This window comes from Mesorhizobium sp. M0062 (assembly GCF_040323125.1).
Classification (GTDB): Bacteria; Pseudomonadota; Alphaproteobacteria; order Rhizobiales; family Rhizobiaceae; genus Mesorhizobium.
The window spans coordinates 131564-150220 of the sequence record NZ_JAMYUO010000002.1 but is presented as its reverse complement, the minus strand read 5'-3'; the positions used below and the strand labels follow the sequence as shown (position 1 = coordinate 150220).

Annotated in this window: 16 protein-coding genes and 1 pseudogene; 6 read left to right on the top strand and 11 right to left on the bottom strand. The window is 63.5% G+C overall.

Going from position 1 to position 18657, the window contains the following annotated elements:
- Window positions 1-6 precede the first annotated feature (6 nt).
- Window positions 7-360 (bottom strand): DUF1428 domain-containing protein, encoded by a 354-nt coding sequence (locus NKJ64_RS02895; RefSeq protein WP_352462035.1) that lies wholly within the window; start codon window positions 358-360, stop codon window positions 7-9.
- Between NKJ64_RS02895 and NKJ64_RS02890 the strand changes: the two genes are divergently transcribed.
- A complete protein-coding gene (locus NKJ64_RS02890; protein ID WP_352460608.1) occupies window positions 247-612 on the top strand; it encodes a hypothetical protein in 366 nt (121 codons plus the stop codon). The two genes, NKJ64_RS02895 and NKJ64_RS02890, sit on opposite strands and share 114 nt — an antisense overlap.
- Here NKJ64_RS02890 and NKJ64_RS02885 read toward each other — a convergent pair.
- Window positions 519-860: pseudogene (locus NKJ64_RS02885) on the bottom strand (VOC family protein); the annotation flags it as partial. The gene NKJ64_RS02890 and the pseudogene NKJ64_RS02885 sit on opposite strands and share 94 nt — an antisense overlap.
- 220 nt (window positions 861-1080) lie before the next feature.
- Here NKJ64_RS02885 and NKJ64_RS02880 point away from each other — a divergent pair.
- Window positions 1081-1695 (top strand): glutathione S-transferase family protein, encoded by a 615-nt coding sequence (locus NKJ64_RS02880; protein WP_023691562.1) that lies wholly within the window; start codon window positions 1081-1083, stop codon window positions 1693-1695.
- 49 nt (window positions 1696-1744) lie between these two features.
- Here the strand turns inward: NKJ64_RS02880 and NKJ64_RS02875 are convergent, their stop codons facing one another.
- The 4 genes from NKJ64_RS02875 to NKJ64_RS02860 all read right to left on the bottom strand — a co-directional run bounded on the left by NKJ64_RS02875 (window position 1745) and on the right by NKJ64_RS02860 (window position 8479).
- Window positions 1745-1918, bottom strand: coding sequence for a hypothetical protein (locus tag NKJ64_RS02875; RefSeq protein WP_023672009.1), 174 nt, complete (start codon window positions 1916-1918; stop codon window positions 1745-1747).
- A gap of 147 nt (window positions 1919-2065) precedes the next feature.
- Window positions 2066-3592 (bottom strand): ABC-F family ATP-binding cassette domain-containing protein, encoded by a 1527-nt coding sequence (locus tag NKJ64_RS02870; protein WP_352461942.1) that lies wholly within the window; start codon window positions 3590-3592, stop codon window positions 2066-2068.
- Window positions 3593-3932: 340 nt separating this feature from the next.
- Entirely contained in the window at window positions 3933-7091 is a 3159-nt protein-coding gene (gene uvrB / locus NKJ64_RS02865) for an excinuclease ABC subunit UvrB (RefSeq protein ID WP_352461940.1), read from the bottom strand.
- A 122-nt stretch (window positions 7092-7213) separates the two neighbouring features.
- Complete coding sequence (locus NKJ64_RS02860) at window positions 7214-8479, bottom strand: hypothetical protein (protein ID WP_023724942.1); 1266 nt, start codon at window positions 8477-8479, stop codon at window positions 7214-7216.
- Window positions 8480-8625: 146 nt separating this feature from the next.
- On the opposite strand from NKJ64_RS02860, the gene NKJ64_RS02855 reads away from it, so the two are divergent.
- On the top strand, window positions 8626-9672 hold the full coding sequence (locus tag NKJ64_RS02855) for a CapA family protein (RefSeq protein ID WP_352461938.1): 1047 nt from the start codon (window positions 8626-8628) through the stop codon (window positions 9670-9672).
- A 46-nt stretch (window positions 9673-9718) separates the two neighbouring features.
- Complete coding sequence (locus NKJ64_RS02850; RefSeq protein WP_023672004.1) at window positions 9719-10687, top strand: DUF3137 domain-containing protein; 969 nt, start codon at window positions 9719-9721, stop codon at window positions 10685-10687.
- A 116-nt stretch (window positions 10688-10803) separates the two neighbouring features.
- Here NKJ64_RS02850 and NKJ64_RS02845 read toward each other — a convergent pair whose 3' ends face one another.
- Both NKJ64_RS02845 and NKJ64_RS02840 read right to left on the bottom strand, forming a co-directional pair.
- The gene (locus tag NKJ64_RS02845) at window positions 10804-11298 is read right to left on the bottom strand and encodes a YegJ family protein (RefSeq protein ID WP_352461936.1); all 495 of its coding nucleotides are present in this window, start codon (window positions 11296-11298) and stop codon (window positions 10804-10806) included.
- A gap of 101 nt (window positions 11299-11399) precedes the next feature.
- Window positions 11400-11915, bottom strand: coding sequence for a hypothetical protein (locus tag NKJ64_RS02840; RefSeq protein WP_023672002.1), 516 nt, complete (start codon window positions 11913-11915; stop codon window positions 11400-11402).
- Window positions 11916-12201: 286 nt separating this feature from the next.
- Here NKJ64_RS02840 and NKJ64_RS02835 point away from each other — a divergent pair, with 286 nt between their 5' ends.
- Both NKJ64_RS02835 and NKJ64_RS02830 read left to right on the top strand, forming a co-directional pair.
- On the top strand, window positions 12202-12834 hold the full coding sequence (locus tag NKJ64_RS02835) for a hypothetical protein (RefSeq protein ID WP_023807272.1): 633 nt from the start codon (window positions 12202-12204) through the stop codon (window positions 12832-12834).
- A gap of 1012 nt (window positions 12835-13846) precedes the next feature.
- A complete protein-coding gene (locus NKJ64_RS02830; protein ID WP_023683740.1) occupies window positions 13847-14785 on the top strand; it encodes a diacylglycerol/lipid kinase family protein in 939 nt (312 codons plus the stop codon).
- Window positions 14786-14877: 92 nt separating this feature from the next.
- Here the strand turns inward: NKJ64_RS02830 and NKJ64_RS02825 are convergent, their stop codons facing one another.
- From NKJ64_RS02825 to NKJ64_RS02815, 3 genes are read right to left on the bottom strand one after another with little or no spacing between them, the layout of a single operon-like run.
- A complete protein-coding gene (locus NKJ64_RS02825; RefSeq protein ID WP_023683741.1) occupies window positions 14878-15795 on the bottom strand; it encodes an NAD(P)-dependent oxidoreductase in 918 nt (305 codons plus the stop codon).
- Window positions 15792-17006 (bottom strand): mandelate racemase/muconate lactonizing enzyme family protein, encoded by a 1215-nt coding sequence (locus NKJ64_RS02820; RefSeq protein WP_023671997.1) that lies wholly within the window; start codon window positions 17004-17006, stop codon window positions 15792-15794. The genes NKJ64_RS02825 and NKJ64_RS02820 overlap by 4 nt, the downstream gene beginning before the upstream one ends.
- A complete protein-coding gene (locus tag NKJ64_RS02815) occupies window positions 17003-18619 on the bottom strand; it encodes a GMC family oxidoreductase (protein ID WP_023701603.1) in 1617 nt (538 codons plus the stop codon). The genes NKJ64_RS02820 and NKJ64_RS02815 overlap by 4 nt, the downstream gene beginning before the upstream one ends.
- Window positions 18620-18657: the final 38 nt, after the last annotated feature.

The following is an 18657-nucleotide window of genomic DNA, read 5'->3' as shown; positions in this document are numbered from 1 at the left end:
CAGCGGCTAAAGCTCGATGAAGGGCTGGAAGCCGCCGAAGATCATGCGCTTCATATCGAAGGGCATGGGCCCCAAATCGGGTGTCAAACGGGGATCGGCCATCACCTTGGCCATTACCGCGTCGCGGCTTTGCCTGGACGAATAGACGGCCCAAGCAAAGACGACGATCTCGTCGTCTTTTGCCTGAACGGCACGCGGAAACGAGGTCAACTCACCATAGGGCACGTCGTCGGCGATACATTCGACATAGGCGAGCGCTCCGTGTTCCTTCCATATCGGGCCTGCGAGGTTGGCCAGCTTCTTGTAGTCATTGATATTTGCCTTCGGCACGGCGAGCACGAAACCATCGACATAGGACATCAGGTTCTCCTTGGAGTATCTCACAAGGCTCCTTACCGGCGTCAGCCGGTGAGGAGCTTTGTCAGCAGTGGTCAGTCTTTCTTCGCCGGCGCGTTCATCGCCCATTCGACCCCGAAGGGATCGCGCATGTTGCCCCACTGGTCGCCCCAGAACATCAGCTGCAGCGGCACTGCGACTTCGCAGCCGGCATCGACCGCGCGCTTCCACCAGTCATCGATCTCGTCGGCGCCGAGATGGAGCTGCATGGTATAGCCCTGCGGCTTGACGGCAGGCATGCCGTTTTCGGGGTAGAAATCGGAAATCATCAGCGTCGAGCCGTTGATGTGGAGATGGATGTGCATGGTGCGGCCCTGCTCATCGGGCGGATAGAAGAACACCTGCTCGGCGCCGAAGGCCTTCTTGTAGAATTCGGCGGCCTTGAAGGCGCCGTCCAGCTGCAGATAGGGGGTCAATCCACCGAGAACTTTCGCGGCCGGCTGAATGGGGGTCTGGTCGGTCATGTCTTGTTCCTCTTTGGGTTTGGTCTGGGCGCTTGGTCTGGCCTTTGCGAACCTCAGGACGAACGAGGCGGCGGCAATCCTACATGTCTGATGCGATTTTTTGGGCCGATGCGATTTTTGGGGTGAAATGAACTTGCGTCGGCGGCGCCCAATCAGAGCGCAATCCTCGGTATGAGCAGGCTAGAAAAGGGGACTGCTTCTCCAACCCGCTGAGACGACAATGATCCTCTATTACCAGACCCATTCGCCCTTTGCGCGCAAGGCGCTCGTCTTCGCCCATGAGGTCGGGCTTGCCGACCGGCTCGAGGTCATTCATCACGAGACCAGCCCGACCTTGCGCAATGCCCGTGTCTACGCCGAAAACCCGCTCGGCAAGGTGCCGGTGCTGCTGCGGCCGGATGCGCCGCCGCTCTTCGATTCCGATGTCATCTGCGCCTATCTGGATACGCTGCATGACGGCCGCAAATTGCTGCCGCAGGACGGCGAAGCGCGCTGGCAGGCGTTGCGGCTGCAGGCGGTCGCCCAAGGCCTGGCGCAGACGGGCATAGGCCTGCGCTGGGAGACGGAAAGGCGGCCCGAACAGTTGCGCTATGCAGCGCTTGCCGAAGGCTACCGGGAAAAAATCGAGGCCAGCTATGACTGGATCGAAAGCGCGCTGGACGCCGAGACATCGCTCCATGTCGGCCATATAGCGCTTGCCACCACGCTGTCCTGGATGGCGTTCCGCCAGCTGCCGTCCTTTCGCGCGCGGGCGCGGCTGACGCGCTGGTTCGAGGCGTTCGAAAAGCGTCGATCGATGCAGGCGACGCCGCTGTCTGGCGATACGCATGACTGAGCAACGGTCGCCCCGCGGCGGCCTGCATCGATCTTTCCCGACCGCATGGTCAGGGCGCCCTGCAGATCCGCGGGCCGTTTTGCGCGTCGATGAGGATTTCCGGCCAGCCGATATCCTTGCGCAGTTCGATCGGCAGGGCCAGAAGCTCGCGCTCGCTTCGATAGCGGGCGCGGTTCTGTGCGTAACGGGCGGCGACGCGGCCTATGGATGACAGGATGGACATGATGCGTTCTCCTCAGATGAAGCCGGCATCATCGTGTCGGCATCCCAAGGACGCAGCAGGTTCAGGCGATCCGACAGAGCGCTGAAAATATTCTGGGAGATGTGAAACCATGGGCCGCAACACAGTGCGGCCCATGGTGGTAGTTCCTCAGCCCGCCGTTTCAGCCACTGAGCGGAAGAAATCCTCGGGGTCTTCGACTTCGGTCAGCTTCCGCTTGTCGATCAGCCAGAAGCGGTTGCCGATGGCGCGGATGAAGGAACGGTCGTGCGAGGCGAGCACACAGCTCGCCTGGTGCTTGAGCAGTTCCTCCTCCAGCGCTTCCTGGCCGTCGATGTCGAGATGGTTGGTCGGCTCGTCGAGCAGGTAGAAGTTGGGGTTGGCGAGTCTCAGCGCCAGCATCATCAGCCGCGCCTTCTGGCCGCCGGACAGCACGCCGATCTTCTTCTCCTGCATCTCAATGACAACGCCGGCGCCGGCAAGCAGCGAGCGGGCGCGTTGCTCGCCGACATCGTAGCGGTGCGAGACCAGGGCCAGCGGCGTGTCGTCGCCACTGATGCCGGCCAGCGCCTGGTCGCTGTAGCCAAGCACCGTCGACGGCGTCACCTTGACGTTCGGCACCGTGTCCGGCTCGGCGATGGCGTTGCGGATCAGATCGACGAAACGCGACTTGCCGACGCCGTTGCGGCCGAGCAGCACGATGCGGTCGCCCTGGCAGATGTGGCGCTTGCCGGTCTTGAACAGCAGGGTGCCGTCCGGCGTTTCCACTGCGGCGTCATCCAGCGTAATCAGCACCTTGGCATGGGTGCCGCGGTTGGCCAGCCGGATCGCGCCGGCCGATTTCTCGCGATGCGCCGATACCGCGGCGTCTTCCAGCTTCTCCGCCCGTTCCCTGAGTTGCTTGGTCTTCACCGTCAAAAGGTCGCTGCCGGAATTGATGCCGATGTTGTTGAGCTTGGCGGCCTGCTTGCGCAGTTGCTGCGCCACCTTCATGTCGCGCTCGAACCGGCGCGCCGTCGAGGCGTCCAATTCGTCCAGGGCCTGCCGCGCCCTGGAATAGGGCAGTGCAAACACCGGCGAGTCCTCCGGGCGCAAGAACAGCGTGCGGTTGGTGACGGCGTCGAGAAAGGCGCGGTCGTGACTGGCGATGACCACCGGCACTTCGCGCGGCAGGGCGTTCAGCCAGCTTTCCAGCTGGCTGATCTTGGCGAGGTCGAGATGATTGGTCGGCTCGTCGAGCAAAAGCACATCCGGATCGGTGACCCAGACGCGGGCGATCAGCGCCAGCCGCTGCCATCCGCCGCTCAGCGCCTGCATCGGCCGTTCGCGCATCGGCTCGGGCACGTCGAGCGAATCCAGCACCACGTCGACGCGCCACATCTCGCTGTCGGCCTGCTCGGCCGGCAAGGCATCGGCCACCACCTGATGGAAGGTGCGGCTAAGAAGGGCAGGTGGAACCGACTGCTCGACATGGCCGACACGCAGGCCGCGCGTGCGAGAAATGTCGCCCGAGGTCGGCTCCAGCGCGCCGGTCAGGCATTTAAGCAAGGTCGACTTGCCGCGGCCATTGGCGGCAACGATGCCGAGCCGGTCGCCGGTGCCGATGGTGAGGTCGAGGTTGGAAAACAGCGGCGCACTCATGGTGACGCCGAAGGATTTGAGGCTGATCAGGGCCATTGTGATTTCTCTGGTCTCGCCGGAGACAACTCCGGATGCACTTTGACGGTGTGCTTGCCGGCCATCAGGCTCAGCTTTGCGCACCACGAAGGGCAGACCAAAAAATCGAAACGGGAAAAAACCCGTAATGTCCCTGGTCAACCCTGCAAGCGAACTCGCAGGGCAGAAATCGGGCCACGCTGATGATGGTGATCGATAGACACGCAGCCCTCCTTTCAAGACAAAACTTTGAGTGTGTGGAGCGATTACACCAAAGGCGGGGGTGGAGGCAAGTGGGCGACGGATGCGGCCGCGGTGGAGCGCTCTTCCCTTCTCCCACAAGGGGAGAAGGAAAGAGGTGCTACTTTCCCGGCCTGCCCGTCTTGCCAGGCCGTCGTTTCTCGCGACGCGCGTCGCCTGGGTCCTCATAGGAGCCGATGCCGGCGCGCTGGCGAATGATTGGCTTGGCGTCGCGATCCTTCGCGCCTGTCCCGCCGGACATCTCCCCCACCTGGGGGGAGATTGGCTGCGGCTTGGCCGGCACTTTTCCTTCGATCGGCTTTTCGGTCCGCCGAACCGTCATCTCGTCCAGTGAGTTCTTCTTGAACAGCGGCTTGGTGGCGTCGCCCGGGATGCCGAAGTCGGAGCCGTGCGCTTCCTGCGCCGACTGTTTCTTGAACAGCGAGCGCGACACCGCCCCTGACGGTGTCGGCATGTCGGTGCCAGGCCCCATATCGTCGATCGACGGCTTGGCAAATAACGGCTTCTTCACCGGCACGGCGCCGTCGGCACCCATTTCGTCGAGCGCCGGTTTGCGGAAGAGGTTGGACCGGGCAGCCCTGGCCGCCTCTTCAGCCGCGCGTGCGTCGTCGAACTTGCGGAAACGCTCCTGTTCCTCAGCCGTACGGTGCTTGGCCACGCCCTTGTTGTGCTTGCCCTTCTCGCGGCCCGATACCGGGCTCTCCATGTCAGCGTATTTGGCCAGAGGGTCTTCCGAGATCGACAGTTCCATCTCGCGCAGCCGCTTGATCTCGTCACGGATGCGGGCGGCCTTCTCGAAGTCGAGATTGGCGGCGGCGTCGCGCATCTGCTTTTCCATGGCGTCGAGATGAGCCTTGAGATTGTTGCCCATCATCGCACCGGCGCCGTCGGTGAACTGCGAGATGTCGGCGCGGACATGGTCCTTCTCGTAGACCGAATCCAGAATGTCGGAGATGCGCGACTTCACCGATTCCGGGGTGATGCCGTTGGCCGCGTTCCATTCCATCTGCTTTTCGCGGCGGCGGTTGGTCTCGGCCATCGCCCGCTCCATCGAGCCGGTGACCTGGTCGGCATAGAGGATGACCTTGCCGTCGACGTTGCGGGCGGCGCGACCGATGGTCTGGATCAGCGACGTCTCGGAGCGCAGGAAACCCTCCTTGTCGGCGTCGAGGATGGCGACGAAACCGCATTCGGGAATGTCGAGGCCTTCGCGCAGCAGGTTGATGCCGACCAGCACGTCGAAAGCGCCGAGGCGGAGATCGCGCAGAATCTCGATGCGCTCCAGCGTGTCGATGTCGGAGTGCATGTAGCGAACGCGCACGCCTTGCTCATGCAAATATTCGGTCAGGTCTTCGGCCATGCGCTTGGTCAAAACGGTGACCAGCGTGCGGTAGCCGGCGGCCGTGGTGTCGCGGATTTCGCCGACGACATCGTCGACCTGGCTTTTCGCCGGGCGGACTTCGACCGGTGGATCGATCAGGCCGGTCGGGCGGATGACCTGCTCGGCGAACACGCCGCCGGCCTGTTCCATCTCCCAGGCGCCGGGCGTTGCCGAAACGGCGACGGAGAGCGGTCGCATGGCGTCCCATTCCTCGAAGCGCAGCGGCCGGTTGTCCATGCAGGAGGGCAGGCGGAATCCATACTCGGCCAGCGTCGCCTTGCGGCGAAAGTCGCCGCGATACATGCCGCCGATCTGCGGCACGGTGACGTGGCTTTCGTCGATGAAGACCAGCGCGTTGTCGGGGATGTATTCGAACAAAGTCGGCGGCGGATCGCCCGGCTGGCGGCCGGTGAGATAGCGCGAATAGTTCTCGATGCCGGCGCAGGAGCCGGTGGCTTCCAGCATCTCAAGATCGAAGCGGCAGCGCTGTTCGAGCCGCTGTGCCTCCAGCAGGCGGCCGGCGCGCTCGAGCTCGACCAGCCGGTGCTTGAGCTCCTCCTTGATCGACTTGATCGCCTGGTTGAGCGTTGGACGCGGCGTCACGTAGTGCGAGTTGGCGTAGATCTTGACGCTCTTCAGCTCGCCGGTCTTCTGGCCGGTGAGCGGATCGAATTCGGTGATCGCCTCGATCTCGTCGCCGAACATCGAGATGCGCCAGGCGCGGTCTTCAAGGTGAGCCGGGAAGATTTCGATCGTGTCGCCGCGCACGCGAAACGAGCCGCGGACGAAATTGATGTCCTGGCGTTTGTATTGCTGGGCGACGAGATCCGCGAGCAGAGCCCGCTGGTCAAGCCGGTCGCCGATCTGCATCTGGAAGGTCATCGCCGTGTAGGTCTCGACCGAGCCGATACCGTAGATGCAGGACACCGAGGCGACGATGATGACGTCGTCGCGCTCGAGCAGCGAACGCGTGGCCGAATGGCGCATGCGGTCGATCTGCTCGTTGATCGAGGATTCCTTCTCGATGAAGGTGTCGGTGCGCGGGACGTAGGCTTCCGGCTGGTAGTAGTCGTAGTAGGAGACGAAATACTCGACCGCATTGTCGGGGAAGAATTTCTTGAACTCGGAATAGAGCTGCGCGGCCAGCGTTTTGTTGGGCGCCAGGATCAAAGCAGGGCGCTGCGTCTGCTCGATCACCTTGGCCATGGTGAAGGTTTTGCCGGAGCCGGTGACGCCGAGCAGCACCTGCGTGCGGTCATTGTTGTCGACGCCCTCGACAAGATCCTTGATGGCGGTCGGCTGGTCGCCGGCCGGCTCGAAATCCGACACCATCTTGATGGCGATGCCGCCTTCGGATTTTTCCGGGCGGGCAGGGCGGTGCGGCGTCCACAGCACGCCGTCCTTGTGCAAGGGGTTGCCGGATTCGATCAGCGCCGACAGCGCCGCGACCGTGGCGGTGACGCTGCCCGAGGCCATGGTCTCGGCGTCTTCCAGCGAGATGTCGAGACCGGCGACCGGGTTGAGGCCGGCGGCGGTGCGCTCGCGGGCCGTGGCCGCGCCGCCCATCGAGGTGCCGCGCGAACTGCGGCCGGGGGAGGTTGAGCGTTCCGGAATCTTCTTCGCCACCTTCGGCGGCTTGGCGCCGCCGGAACTACGCCCTTCCTTCTCGGCCTCCTGCTCTATCTGCTCTGCCCAGTCGGCAATCGAGCCGCTCAGCGGCGTGCCGGTGAAGTCGGCCTGCGGCGCCTCGGCGAAGCCGCCTCTGTGCAGAGGCTCCGAGGCATCGAGGAAATCGGTCAGCGGGCTGCGCCGCTTCGGCGGCGAAGCGCCGTTGTCACCCGCCGGAGACGGTGTCTTTTTGTCAGGGAGTTTGGCCATGCCCCAAATATGGGCAGAGTCCGCCAAAATGGAAAGAGTGCAGTGGCGAAGGGCGCTAAGCGGGTCGAAGCTCCTGACACAAGGGTGTCAGGAGATGTGTTACGCGAAGCCAGGTCGCCTGCTCAATTGAACCACAGCGCGAAGGTCAAAAACCCACCGCCACCGAACTGGCGCTGGATCTGGTCGAACTCGCCGCTGGTCAAGATCTCACCGCTCTCGAGGTAGGGCGCGATGGCCGGGCCGGTAATCGACAGCACGAGGTCGAAAGGCTTCGGTTCTTCGAAGAAACGCTTCATGTTGATGCCCTGGCCGGTGCTGGCCGTGATGCGGAAATGCGGCAGCAGCTTGCGGCCTTCCAAAAGGTCTTCGGCCATGGTCAGAGTGGCGAGCCAGGCCTCGACCTGCTCCTCGCCGACTTCGAGCCCGGTGAGCGGGTTCTCGCCCTTCTGCTGCGGTCCCGGCAGCCATTCGCGGTCATTGTCGTTCTCGGCGCGGATCGCCTTCCAGTCCTCGCGCGACAGCCGGATCATTTCGAGCAGATGGCGGCGCGCCGCTTGACGGCGCTCGGGCTCGACCACCGGCCAGTTCACGAGGTGAACCATGGAGATGAAATCCGCGATGCGCCATTCCGATGAGAAGATGCTGCTGCGCATGTCGCCGGCGGGAGGCACGAGAATGTCCTGCAGCGGCAGTTTGGCGCGCGGAAACAGCATGTGGAACGAGCCGTCGAACATGGTCCTGAAATCATGCGCCAGCCAGAAATCGGCCTGCGCCATCAGGAATTCGGCATAGCCCTGCAGCCAGAAACCGTCGGCGCGGTCGAAGCGGAATGTGAGCGAGGAAGCGGCGCCGTCCGACGAGATACCGCCGCGCGACAGCGAGGCCATGATGGCGGCCATGCTTTCATCCGGCGCGATGGCGCCGTCTTCGTTGAGATCGATGCCGGCATGGGTGAGGTCGACGACCATGCCGATATCGGCATCGGCGGGTACCGAGCCCAGAGTGGCCGCGGATGTCTCCAGCCGGTCGCGGAAGGCGACCAGGATGGCGCGGAACTGCTCATAGGTCAGCGGTTCGGGATTGGGATTGTCCGGAATCGGCAGCCGCATCAGCGGCAGCATGAAGGATTGCGGGCTTTCGAACCCGTGGCGGTGCAGACCGCCGGCGAGGATTTCCAGCGCGGTGAAGAATTCGCCGGCGCCGGCGGCATAGGCTGACGCCGGATCGCCCTGGGCTGCAGCCTCGAGCGTGGTAAGCGCGGCGTTGCGCTCGGTCACCGTTTTGGCCTCGAACAAAGCGGTTGCCGCTTCGGGCGCGGCGGCGCGGGCCGAAGATAAAGGCACCAACAGGAGGAGGGCGGACGCCAGCAGGCCTGCAAAACGTGTCATCTCATCCCTCCACTATGCGATGCGCAGACATTACACGCATTTGGCGCCGTGTCTGCCGGCGGCAGTGTTTCAAGGACTGACGGTCGACACTTCCCGGGCAGACCGTCTACACAAGCTAACCGATTGGGCAAACGATTGGGCGTCGCGTGTCGAATTATCCGCTTTCCTACAAACTGTCATGGCTGCCGCGCTTCCTGAAACCATCTCTCGGCGGCGATGTCAGGGATTTCGCACCGAGGGCGGCGACGACGATCATCGATCCGCCGCCGGGGCGGAAGGTGCGGCTGGCCTTTGTCGGCGATATTTCGGCGGTGGCCAACCGTAGTGCGCCGGAGTGCGATCCGGAAATCGCAAAGCTCTTGGGCTCAGCCGATCTGGTGATCGGCAATTGCGAAAGTCCGGTCGTCGAGCGGCCGAGCGTGGCGTTTGGCACGCGGCTTGGCACTCACCATGCGATGAGCGAGCGGTTTCTTGCCGCGGCGCTTGCCGCCGTAGGCATCGCGCGTGAAAAGCTCGTGCTGTCGCTGGCCAACAACCATGTGCTCGACCAGGGCGTCGCCGGTTTCGACGAGACGGCTGCGGCGCTGAAGCGGCTTGGCATCCGCACCATCGGCACCGCGAAAAAAGGGCCGGTCGAGCAGGTCAAGGCCGGGCCGCTGACGATCGGCTTTGCCGCCTTCACACTGTGGCGCAATGGTGACGCCGGGCCATTCACCGAGCTTGTCTCGATGCAAGGCGATCCGGCGGCATGGCCGAGAGGCGCGGCCGACAAGAACATCGATCTCACCTGTGCGGTGCCGCACTGGGACTGGGAGTTCCGGCATTTTCCGCAGCCGCAAACGCAAACGCTGGCGAGGTTGCTGGCCGGTCACGGCGTGGGGCTGATTGCCGGGCACCACGCCCATGTCGTGCAGCCGGTGCAATGGGTCGGCAAGACGCTCGTGGCTTACGGGCTTGGCGACTTCCTCGGCACGGCGCTGGCGCGGCAGCCCTGGCCCGGCCGCATCGCCGGCATTTTCGTCGTCGATGTCAGCGCAGATCTCGGCAAGCGCGGCGCGATCGGCGGCTACCGGATGCATGCCTTCATGCGGTTGCGCGCAGGCGGGCATGAGCGGCTGGTTCCGGTCGAGGCGCTGACTGGCCGGATGAAGGGCAAGGTCGAAGCCAGGCTGAAGGCGATCTTTGGCGACTGACCACTTTCCCGCTATTATAGGCATAAACGGACTTTGCGAGGGGGCGATGGAAGCAGCTGAGTTCATGCCTGATGAAGCGGTGGTCGCCGGCATCAGGAAGAATATCGAGATCTATGAGGCTGGACGGGCTTCGGCCTACCGCCAGGTGCGCTGGCGGGTGCCGGTGTTTCTGGGGCTGCTGCTGGTTTTTGTCGTGCTGGTGGCCTGGCTGTTCAACAAGGTCGCCGACTTGAACGAGCAATGGTTCTCGACGCCGCATGTGTTCCTCTATGTCGGCGGTTTCTTCGCGGCGCTGCTGCTGTACTTCCTGGCGATCAGGCCGGCGACGCGGCTGCAGCAATCGTTCCGTGACACGCTGCTGCCGATCATCTTCGGCTTCATCAGGGATGTGCGCTATCAGCACAGCGTGACGCCGAATTCCTTCGACCGGCTGCCGCGCGCCGTGGTCGGCGCCTTCAACCGGCAGAGCTTCGACGACATCGTATCAGGCCGCTACGAGGATTTTCCGTTCGAGCTCTACGAGGCGGAGTTGCGCCAAGGGTCGGGCAAAGGCTCGTCGACGGTCTTCAAGGGCGTCGTCGTCGCCTTCGAGACCATTGCGCCGTTCCCCGGCATATTGGTCGCGACGCGCCGCAGCAACGCGGTGGTCGGTTTCTTCCGCGGCATCTTCGCCGGCAAGATGGAGGAACTGTCCAGCGGCGATCCGCTGCTCGACGGCGACTACGAATTTCGCACCGACAATGTCGCCGCCGCGCAGCCGCTGGTGAGCGGCCGGCTGGCGCAGGCGCTGAAATGGCTGCACGAGACATGGCGCGATGATCCGGCGCGGGTGGCACTTAATGGCAGCGATGGTTTCCTGCTCTTGCCGCAGCCGAAGAATTTCTTCGAACTGCCCGCCATTTCCGTGCCGCTCGATTACACCAAGCACATCGCGCCGATGATCGCCGATATGGGCGCGATCTTGGCGACCGCGGCGCTGGTGCGCAAGATCGGCGCGACGGATGGCGAGGCCTAAAGCGCCGCGCGTCGAAACGAATTCATGCGACGCGCTTCAGGTCTTGTTTTCATGCATATCGTTGCCCCAAAACGGCGGTCCTGTTTGGGCGCATGCATTAGCCAGGCTGCCGCGCCTCAGCAGTCGAAGCCGTAGTTCTGGCGGTAATATTCGACGTCTTCTTGCGCCATCGTCTTGAACATCACGCAGACGGTGAAGCTGCCTACCTGGCGACCGTTTCTGGTGTAGCCCCAGTCGGAAATATCGTCCCGGTTGAATTCGAGTTCCTGGCCGGCCACGACATTGTGCACCGCTTGCGGCTCATTGGCCAATGTTCCTGCAAAGCCGGTCGCGGTCTTGTGGAAGGGGATGATCCAGAAATGCTCCGAGGCGTCTCCGTCCCTGACCTCGACTTTCAATTTGTAGCTGGTTGTCCCGGCTGGCGGCGCATCCGACAAGGACAGGAATTCATGGAGGCTGGCGCGCGCCTGCGCAATGGCCGCCGCCATGTCCGGATCGTCCCTGGCGACGCCTACAACCTTGTCGCCGCCCTGGCCGGAATCCTGCGCACCGGCCGGAATCGGCGCCAAGGCCAGCACCAGGGACAGCACGGTTCGAACTGCATGCTTCATGAAATGGCGCTCCTGCGTGTCGATGCCTGACACCATCATGCATCTATCTGGAGTTTTCAACGGCAGTGCGACAGCGTGGTATGGTCCGAACGGCAGGCCGCTCACAACCCGCTCGGCACCAGCCCCGCCAGCCAGTTCGCGGACCGCTTGGCAATGCCGACCGTTGCCGACGCGACGCGGCCGAGATCTGTCTTGACCACGGCGTAGCCGTTCCTGGTGCGGTAGAGCACGCCTGTTCCGCCATCGACCACTTGCTCGTAGGCGACGGGCCGTACCGCTGCTGCCTCCATGGCCGTCGTCGGGGAGCCGACGGGAACGCTCGGCCGATGGCTCAGTTCCGGCGGCAACGGGGTTTGGACATTCCGGCTGGCCGGCTTCAGTTCCGGGCGGGATGCGGCCGCCGCCAGTTGCGAAGAAGACGCCGACCCCTTGCTGCGGCAGATGCCAGAGACCAGCGGATAGTCGAAGTTCTTCTGGTGCAGCATCTGGCTTTTCATCGCCGCTTCGCAGTCGGCGATAGTCGCCCACTTCGCCGGCGTCTCGCCGATATATTCGCAAAGCTTGGCGTCGCAGTCGCAGCCGACAATGGTCATGGCGACAAGGGCGGTCTTGATCACGGTCTTGTCCTTCGGATTGCCCCCCGGCAGCCAGTCCTTCCATCGCGCGCGAACAAGGCGGGATTTTGGCCGCGATCACGCGATGAGCCGGGGGATGCGTTTTTCGGGTACGGCTCACTATAGGTGGATTTCGAGACACCCGGTAGCAGATAGGGCGGGAGCGTGATGCATTTGCAGGAAGAAGCCTGAATAAATCTTGTCGGCTATGGCCGCGACAACTGTTTCTTGGCCCGGTTTTCTACTACGATACTCACGGGGCGATACAACAATATAGGAGGGGTTTGTCATGGGAAGAATTGTCCGGTCCGCCGAGCCTGTGCCGAAAAGGGATTCAACGCTCGAGGGCATTCCAGGCGATGCTCCGCTCGGCGTCGACGATGACAAGCAAGAAGATCAAGGATCGAAAGGCGGCGACGGCTATCTCGACCGGGTTGCGAAGTACGTGCCTGCCGAAGTCGTGGCATTTTTCATCTTCGTCAACTCCATCCTGGTCAATGCCACTGAGCAGCCGGTTGCCAAGGCGTTGACCGATGCGGTGGCGGAAGAGACCAAAGGCGATCCGGGGGACATTCCGGGTAAGGTGCAGGCAGCCATCTATAAGATTGAAATGGCCGGTATCAGCGTCTGGACCATTTCATGGATCATGTTGATCGTCGCGCTGGCGATGACGCCGGTGTATCTGAAATCGGTCAGCGATTCAGCCGACAATGCGGAGGCTCCGGGAGCCAACATCGTCATGTCGATGCTCGCCTTCCCATTCTGGGCCTATGCCGTCAACGCGCTGGCCCTCAGGCCATGGCATGACGGTGCGCTGGCCAGCATCATGCTCGCCACCTTCACGCTCATCAGCGGCGCCATACGGCCGGAATATATAAACGCTGGCCTCAATTTGATCCCGGGCATCGGCCCGAAGAAGTAGCTCGGCCCGCCGGGCAGGCCGCGTGCAGGGCGCGTCTTCAGTTGTAGACGCGCTCAAGCCTCGCGCCTGCTTCGAACAGCGCCGGCAGCACGATGTGCAGCTTGCGCACGGCGACGATCAGCCGGTGCGACGGGTGGCCGGATCGATCGGAACCGGTTGGCTGAACGGCGTGCGGGAGCCTTTGGGCGGAGCGAAGTCCGCCGCCGAAACACGGTGAGGATGATCGCGTCGTTGCCACCGATCTCGACGAAGGACACGCCTCTGTCGATCAGGCGCGGGATCATGTCGGTGAATTGCTGACCGCGCCTGGTGATGAAGTGGTGCCGTCAGCGCCGAAATCGCGTTCCAGCAAAGTATCGGCTTCTTACGCGTCGCTTCGCCGACCGGACCCTTGGCCCAAAAGACAGTCGGCGCCGGGATTTCTCCCAGCGCCTCCCTGTCAGATCAGGACACGGTCGCGGCAGCAACTTCCGTAAAGTCGTCGCGCCATGCCGGCCTTGATTTTGACGGTCCTGCCAGTCACCGCCCGAGGGCAGTGCCCGTTCCAGACCACGCCGTTCTCCACCCTTGCGAGCTTCGTTCGGCGCGCCATCGAAGGTTTTCGCCGTCCTTCATGGCAGCATCGGTCCGCCGTTGGCGTTCGCACGCTTTCCGCGGCCCCGTAGGTCTCGGCATCCGTCCCTCGAACAAGCAAGCCTGCTCTCGCTTCGGGCCGTACGGGCCTCAGGAAATCCGCCTTTTCGCTTTGCCTTTCGGCGTGGCGATCGGTAGCCGCCTGAGATGAGTTAAACTTACGCCGGGTAAGGGTTTTGGGGAATGGGCGTGAGCCTGTGGATAACGGGATTATCGGGGACGGTTTGCCACAAAGCTCGGAATTTCGACTCCAGCTGCATTAGACAGCCCGCCCGCTTTTTGGCGCCTGATCGGCTGTGCCCCTTGCTCCGCCGGCTGGCGCGGGCTTCAATGCAGGCAAAGCATCGAGCCTATCGGCTCGGTGCGGGGAGGGTGCGCATTGAAAGTCGGGGTGGTGCTCAATCCGATTGCCGGCGGCGGCCGGCTGAAACGGCATTGGCCGGAGGTGGCTGCTTCGCTGAAAAAGCATTTCGGCGAATTCGAGCTGCGCGAGACGCAGGCCGAGGGCGACGCCGAAAGGCTGGCGCTCGACCTCGCGGCAAGCGGCTTCGAGCTGGTGATCGCGGCCGGCGGCGACGGCACCGCCAGCGAAGTGGCCGACGGATTGCTGCAGGCTTTCGATGAGAGCGGCCGGACAACCGAACTTGCCTTGCTGCCTTGCGGCACCGGCATCGATTTCGCGCGCGGGCTCGGGCTGCCGAAAGAGGTGGATGCGGTGCTGAAGCGGATCGCCGAAGCCAAGGCGCGCAAGGTCGATGCAGGGCGCATCTGCTACATCGACGACCATGGCGCGCTGGCCAGCCGGCACTTCATCAATATCGCCAGCCTCGGCCTATCCGGCGCCACGGACCGTGCGGTCAATGCCGACAAGCGCAAGGGCAGGATGTCGGCCAAGGCGCTGTTTTTCTGGCGCACCGTGGTCGAGTTCATCCGCTACCGCTTCCAGGACGTCAGGATCACCGTCGACGATGGCACCCCGGTCGAGGCGCGCATGGCGCTGGTGGCGGTCGCCAACGGAAAGTTCTTCGGCGGCGGCATGATGATCGCCCCGGACGCCGAACTCGCCGACGGCCAGTTCGACATCGTCATCCTGCGCGCGGCCGGCAAGCTGAAGCTGATCTGGGATATTCGGCTGCTCTATGGCGGCCGGCACCGCAACCATCCGGCCATCACCATATTGCGTGGCCGGAAAGTGGTGGTCGAACCTATCGGCGATGTCGAGAAGAACGGCGCGCTGGTCGACATAGATGGCGAGTCGCCGGGGCGTATACCCGCGACGTTTGAGATCCTGCCCGGAGCGCTGACGCTGAGATATTGAATCAAGGCGTTGAGGGATTGATTCAGGTGGTTTGAGCGGCGATTCCGGCGAACCGGCCAAAGGCCTGAAATCGCAGGACATATTTACCCGGCTTAGCTTTCCAGCTTGGCTGGGAAACCGGGCGCGCGCAGATCCATGTCGACGGCATCCTCGAGCAGTTTGACGATCTGGGTCGACCAGGCGCCGCCGCCATATTCCTGTTTGCCCATCAGGAAAATCTCACTCACAAGCGGCGCCAGTTGGAGTGGCAGTCTGAACTCTCTGCCCATCGCAAGCGCAAAGCCGAGGTCCTTCAGTGCCAGGTCCATGGTGAAGCCAATGTCGTAGGAGCCGTTGAGGATGAGCTGGCTTTCGGTCTCATGGACGAAGCTGTTGCCGGAGGAGGCGACGATGGCGTGGTAGGATTGCGCGAGGTCGAGGCCGCCTTGCTTGGCCAACATCAGCGCCTCGCCGGCGGCGACGAGATGGATGAAGGCCAGCATGTTGGTGATCACCTTGATCACCGCCGCGGAGCCGACCGGACCCATCAGGAACGACTTTGCGCACATCGCTTCGATGGCCGGACGATGGCGCTCGTAAAGCGCAGCATCGCCGCCGACAAGCGCGGTGATCTTTCCGACCGCGGCCAGATGCACGCCGCCGGTGACCGGGCACTCCAGCGTCTCGATGCCTTTGGCCGCGGCGAGGGCGGCGAGGCGCAGGATCTCGTCGCGGCCGTTGGTCGACATCTCGATCCAGGAGCCGCCCCTGGGCAGACCCTCGAGCAGGCCGCCGGCATTAGCCAGCACCGCTTCGCTGACCTTGGGCGAGGGCAGGCAAGTAATGGCATTGCCGGCCTGTGCCGCCGCTTCGGCCGGGCTGGTCGCGGCCGTGGCGCCGAGCGCCACGAGGCGCTCGACGGCGGCGGGGTCGCGGTCGAAGACGATGACGACAAAACCGTTGCGCAACAGGCTGGCGGCAAGGTTGCCGCCGAGATGGCCAAGGCCGATGAAGGCGTAGCGTTCGCTCACGGCATCAGCGGCGTTTGCATCATCTGCAAATGCAGGTCCTTGCCGGTGTAGGGATGCGCGTCGCAGACCGCTTCGTCCAGCTCGACGCCGAGGCCCGGCTCCTTCGATGGAATGACATTGCCGTCCTGCCATTCGATCTTCTTCTTGAGCAGTGTCGCGTGGAAGCCGTCCCACTGCTTCAGCGATTCCAGGATGAGGAAATTGGGCAGCGTCACCGCCAGCTGGATGTTGGCGGCCCCAACGATCGGCCCACAATAGCAGTGCGGCGCGATCTGGATGTGGTATGCCTCGGCCATGGCGGCGATCTTCTTGGTTTCGAGAATGCCGCCGGAACGGCCAAGGTCCGGTTGCAGGATGGTGGCGGCGCGGTTCTCGATGATTCGGGCGAATTCGAACTTGGTCGTCAACCGCTCGCCGGTGGCGATCGGGATCGACGTGCCTCGCGCCACCTGAGCCATCACTTCGGGCATGTCGGGCGGCACCGGCTCTTCGAACCACAAGGGATCGTAGGGCTCGATGGCGCGTGCCATGCGCAGCGCACCCGATGCGGTGAACTGGCCATGCGTGCCGAACAGAATATCGGCGCGGGTGCCGACGGCTTCGCGGATCGCCTTGACCATGCGGGTGGAGACATCGATGTCGATCAGGCGCGGCTGGTGGCCGTCGAAGGCGGTGTAGGGGCCTGCCGGGTCGAGCTTGACGGCGTTGAACCCCTGCTCGACATATTCGAGCGCGCAGGCGGCCGCCAATTCGGGGTCATTGTAGACGTTCCGGCCGTCCGGCGCGTCCTCCGAATGGACGCTGCCGGTGTGCGGATAGAGATAGGTGTAGGAGCGCAGCGTCTCGTGCACCTGGCCGCCGAGCAGTTTGTAGACCGGCTTGTCGGCTTCCTTGCCGACAATGTCCCAGCAGGCCATTTCCAGCGCCGAGAAACAGCCCATGCCGGTAACGTCGGGGCGCTGGGTAAATCCTGAGGAATAGGCGCGGCGGAAGAAGGTCTCGATGTCATGCGGATCGTGGCCGATCAGGTAACGCTCGGCCATGTCCTCGACCAGCTTCGCTGTTATGTGAGCCGAGAAGGTGGCGTTGTAGGCCTCGCCGTAACCGACGACGCCGCCATCGGTGGTCAGCTTGACGAAGATGAAATACTTGCCGCCGATGCCGGGCGGCGGGTTGCCGACTACCCAGGTCTTGACGTCGGTGATCTTCATTTTTGGTCCTCCAGAACCAGTTCGGCGCCCTTCCATCCGGTCATGACCGAGGCGGCGTTGGTGTTGCCGGTGATGTTGGCGGGAAAGATCGAGGCGTCGATGACACGCAGACCTGCGAGCCCGTGCACTTTCAGGCGCGGGTCGACGACGGCGGCCCCGGCGCCCGGCCCCATGCGGCACGTCGAGACCGGGTGATAGACGGTGCCTGAGCGCTTCCTGAAATCCTGGATCAGATCGGCATCCGATTGGATCGATGGGCCCGGCAAAACCTCCTCAGTGATGATCTCGGCCATGGCGGGCATCGAGGCTATCTTGCGCACGAATTTCACCGCCGCCAGCATCTCGTCGACATCGGCGTTGGTGGAATAGGCGTTGGCGACGATCCTGGGATAGTCCAGCGGATTGCTGGAGCGGATCATGATCTCGCCGCGGCTGGACGGGCGGCAGTTGGAGAGGCCGATGGAAAAGCCCGGCCACGGATCCGGCGTCAGGATCGGCCGCTCGCCGCTCTTCGGAATGACGGTCGAGAAAGCCTGGAAATAAAGCTGCATGTTGGGGCGCGAAAACGCCAGGTCGGTTCGGAAGAAGCCGCCGCCATGGTTCATCGACAGCGACAGCGGGCCGGAGCGGGTGAGGATGTACCGCATGCCGACCAGCAGCTTGCCCCACCAGGGCCGCAGGATTTGGTTGAGCGTCGGCACGTTTCCCTTGAAGGTATAGTTGATGCCGACATGGTCCTGCAGATGCGCGCCGACATTTTCGTTGCCGTGGACGACCGGGATGCCAAGCCCCTTGAGCAGTGACGAGGGGCCGACGCCGGACAGTTGCAGCAGCTGCGGCGAGTTGATCGAACCGGCGGACAGGATCACCTCGCGGCCGGCCCGCGCCGTCTTGGTCTCGCCGTTCTGCAGATATTCGATGCCGACGGCTCGCTTGCCCTCGAACAGGATTCTGGTCGCCAGCGCATTGGCTTCGACGCGCACATTCGCGCGCTTCATCGCCGGGCGCAGGAAGGCGCGCGCGGCCGACATGCGGCGGCCATTCCTGGTCGAGATCTGGTAGACGCCGACGCCTTCCTGGGCGGCGCCGTTGAAGTCAGGGTTGAGCGGCAGCCCAGCCTGCTGGCCGGCTGCGAGGTAGCGCCTGGTCAGCGGATGGACGGCGTTCGTCGTGTCGGTGATATGCAGCGGCCCGCCGGTGCCGCGCCATCTGTCGGCGCCGGCCTCATTGTCCTCAAGCGCCTTGAAGCCCGGCAACAGATCGTCATAGCCCCAACCGGGATTTCCGGCATCGCGCCAGTCGTCAAAGTCCTCGCGCGCGCCACGGATCCAGACCATGGCGTTGATCGAGCTGGAGCCGCCAAGCAGCTTGCCGCGCGGCCAATGGTCGACATTGCCGGCAAGGCCGGGGTCCGGCTCGGGCTTGTAGTTCCAGTTGACCGCCGGATCGAAGAAGGTCTTGCCGTAGCCGAGCGGCATCTGGACATAAAAGCGGCGGTCGCTGCCGCCGGCCTCCAGCACCAGCACGGAGAAGCGGCCCGAAATCGACAGCCTGTCGGCCAGAACCGAGCCGGCCGAGCCGGAGCCGACGATGATGAAGTCATAAGTCTGCATGATTGGTGTTGGCGGCTCCGCAAAACTGAGCGCAGCCT

Coding starts and splice junctions, on each gene's coding strand:
- NKJ64_RS02895 (WP_352462035.1), bottom strand. CDS start 360: ATGTCCTATGTCGATGGTTTCGTGCTCGCCGTGCCGAAGGCAAATATC.
- NKJ64_RS02880 (WP_023691562.1), top strand. CDS start 1,081: ATGATCCTCTATTACCAGACCCATTCGCCCTTTGCGCGCAAGGCGCTC.
- NKJ64_RS02875 (WP_023672009.1), bottom strand. CDS start 1,918: ATGTCCATCCTGTCATCCATAGGCCGCGTCGCCGCCCGTTACGCACAG.
- NKJ64_RS02870 (WP_352461942.1), bottom strand. CDS start 3,592: ATGGCCCTGATCAGCCTCAAATCCTTCGGCGTCACCATGAGTGCGCCG.
- uvrB (WP_352461940.1), bottom strand. CDS start 7,091: ATGGCCAAACTCCCTGACAAAAAGACACCGTCTCCGGCGGGTGACAAC.
- NKJ64_RS02860 (WP_023724942.1), bottom strand. CDS start 8,479: ATGACACGTTTTGCAGGCCTGCTGGCGTCCGCCCTCCTCCTGTTGGTG.
- NKJ64_RS02850 (WP_023672004.1), top strand. CDS start 9,719: ATGGAAGCAGCTGAGTTCATGCCTGATGAAGCGGTGGTCGCCGGCATC.
- NKJ64_RS02845 (WP_352461936.1), bottom strand. CDS start 11,298: ATGAAGCATGCAGTTCGAACCGTGCTGTCCCTGGTGCTGGCCTTGGCG.
- NKJ64_RS02835 (WP_023807272.1), top strand. CDS start 12,202: ATGGGAAGAATTGTCCGGTCCGCCGAGCCTGTGCCGAAAAGGGATTCA.
- NKJ64_RS02820 (WP_023671997.1), bottom strand. CDS start 17,006: ATGAAGATCACCGACGTCAAGACCTGGGTAGTCGGCAACCCGCCGCCC.
- NKJ64_RS02815 (WP_023701603.1), bottom strand. CDS start 18,619: ATGCAGACTTATGACTTCATCATCGTCGGCTCCGGCTCGGCCGGCTCG.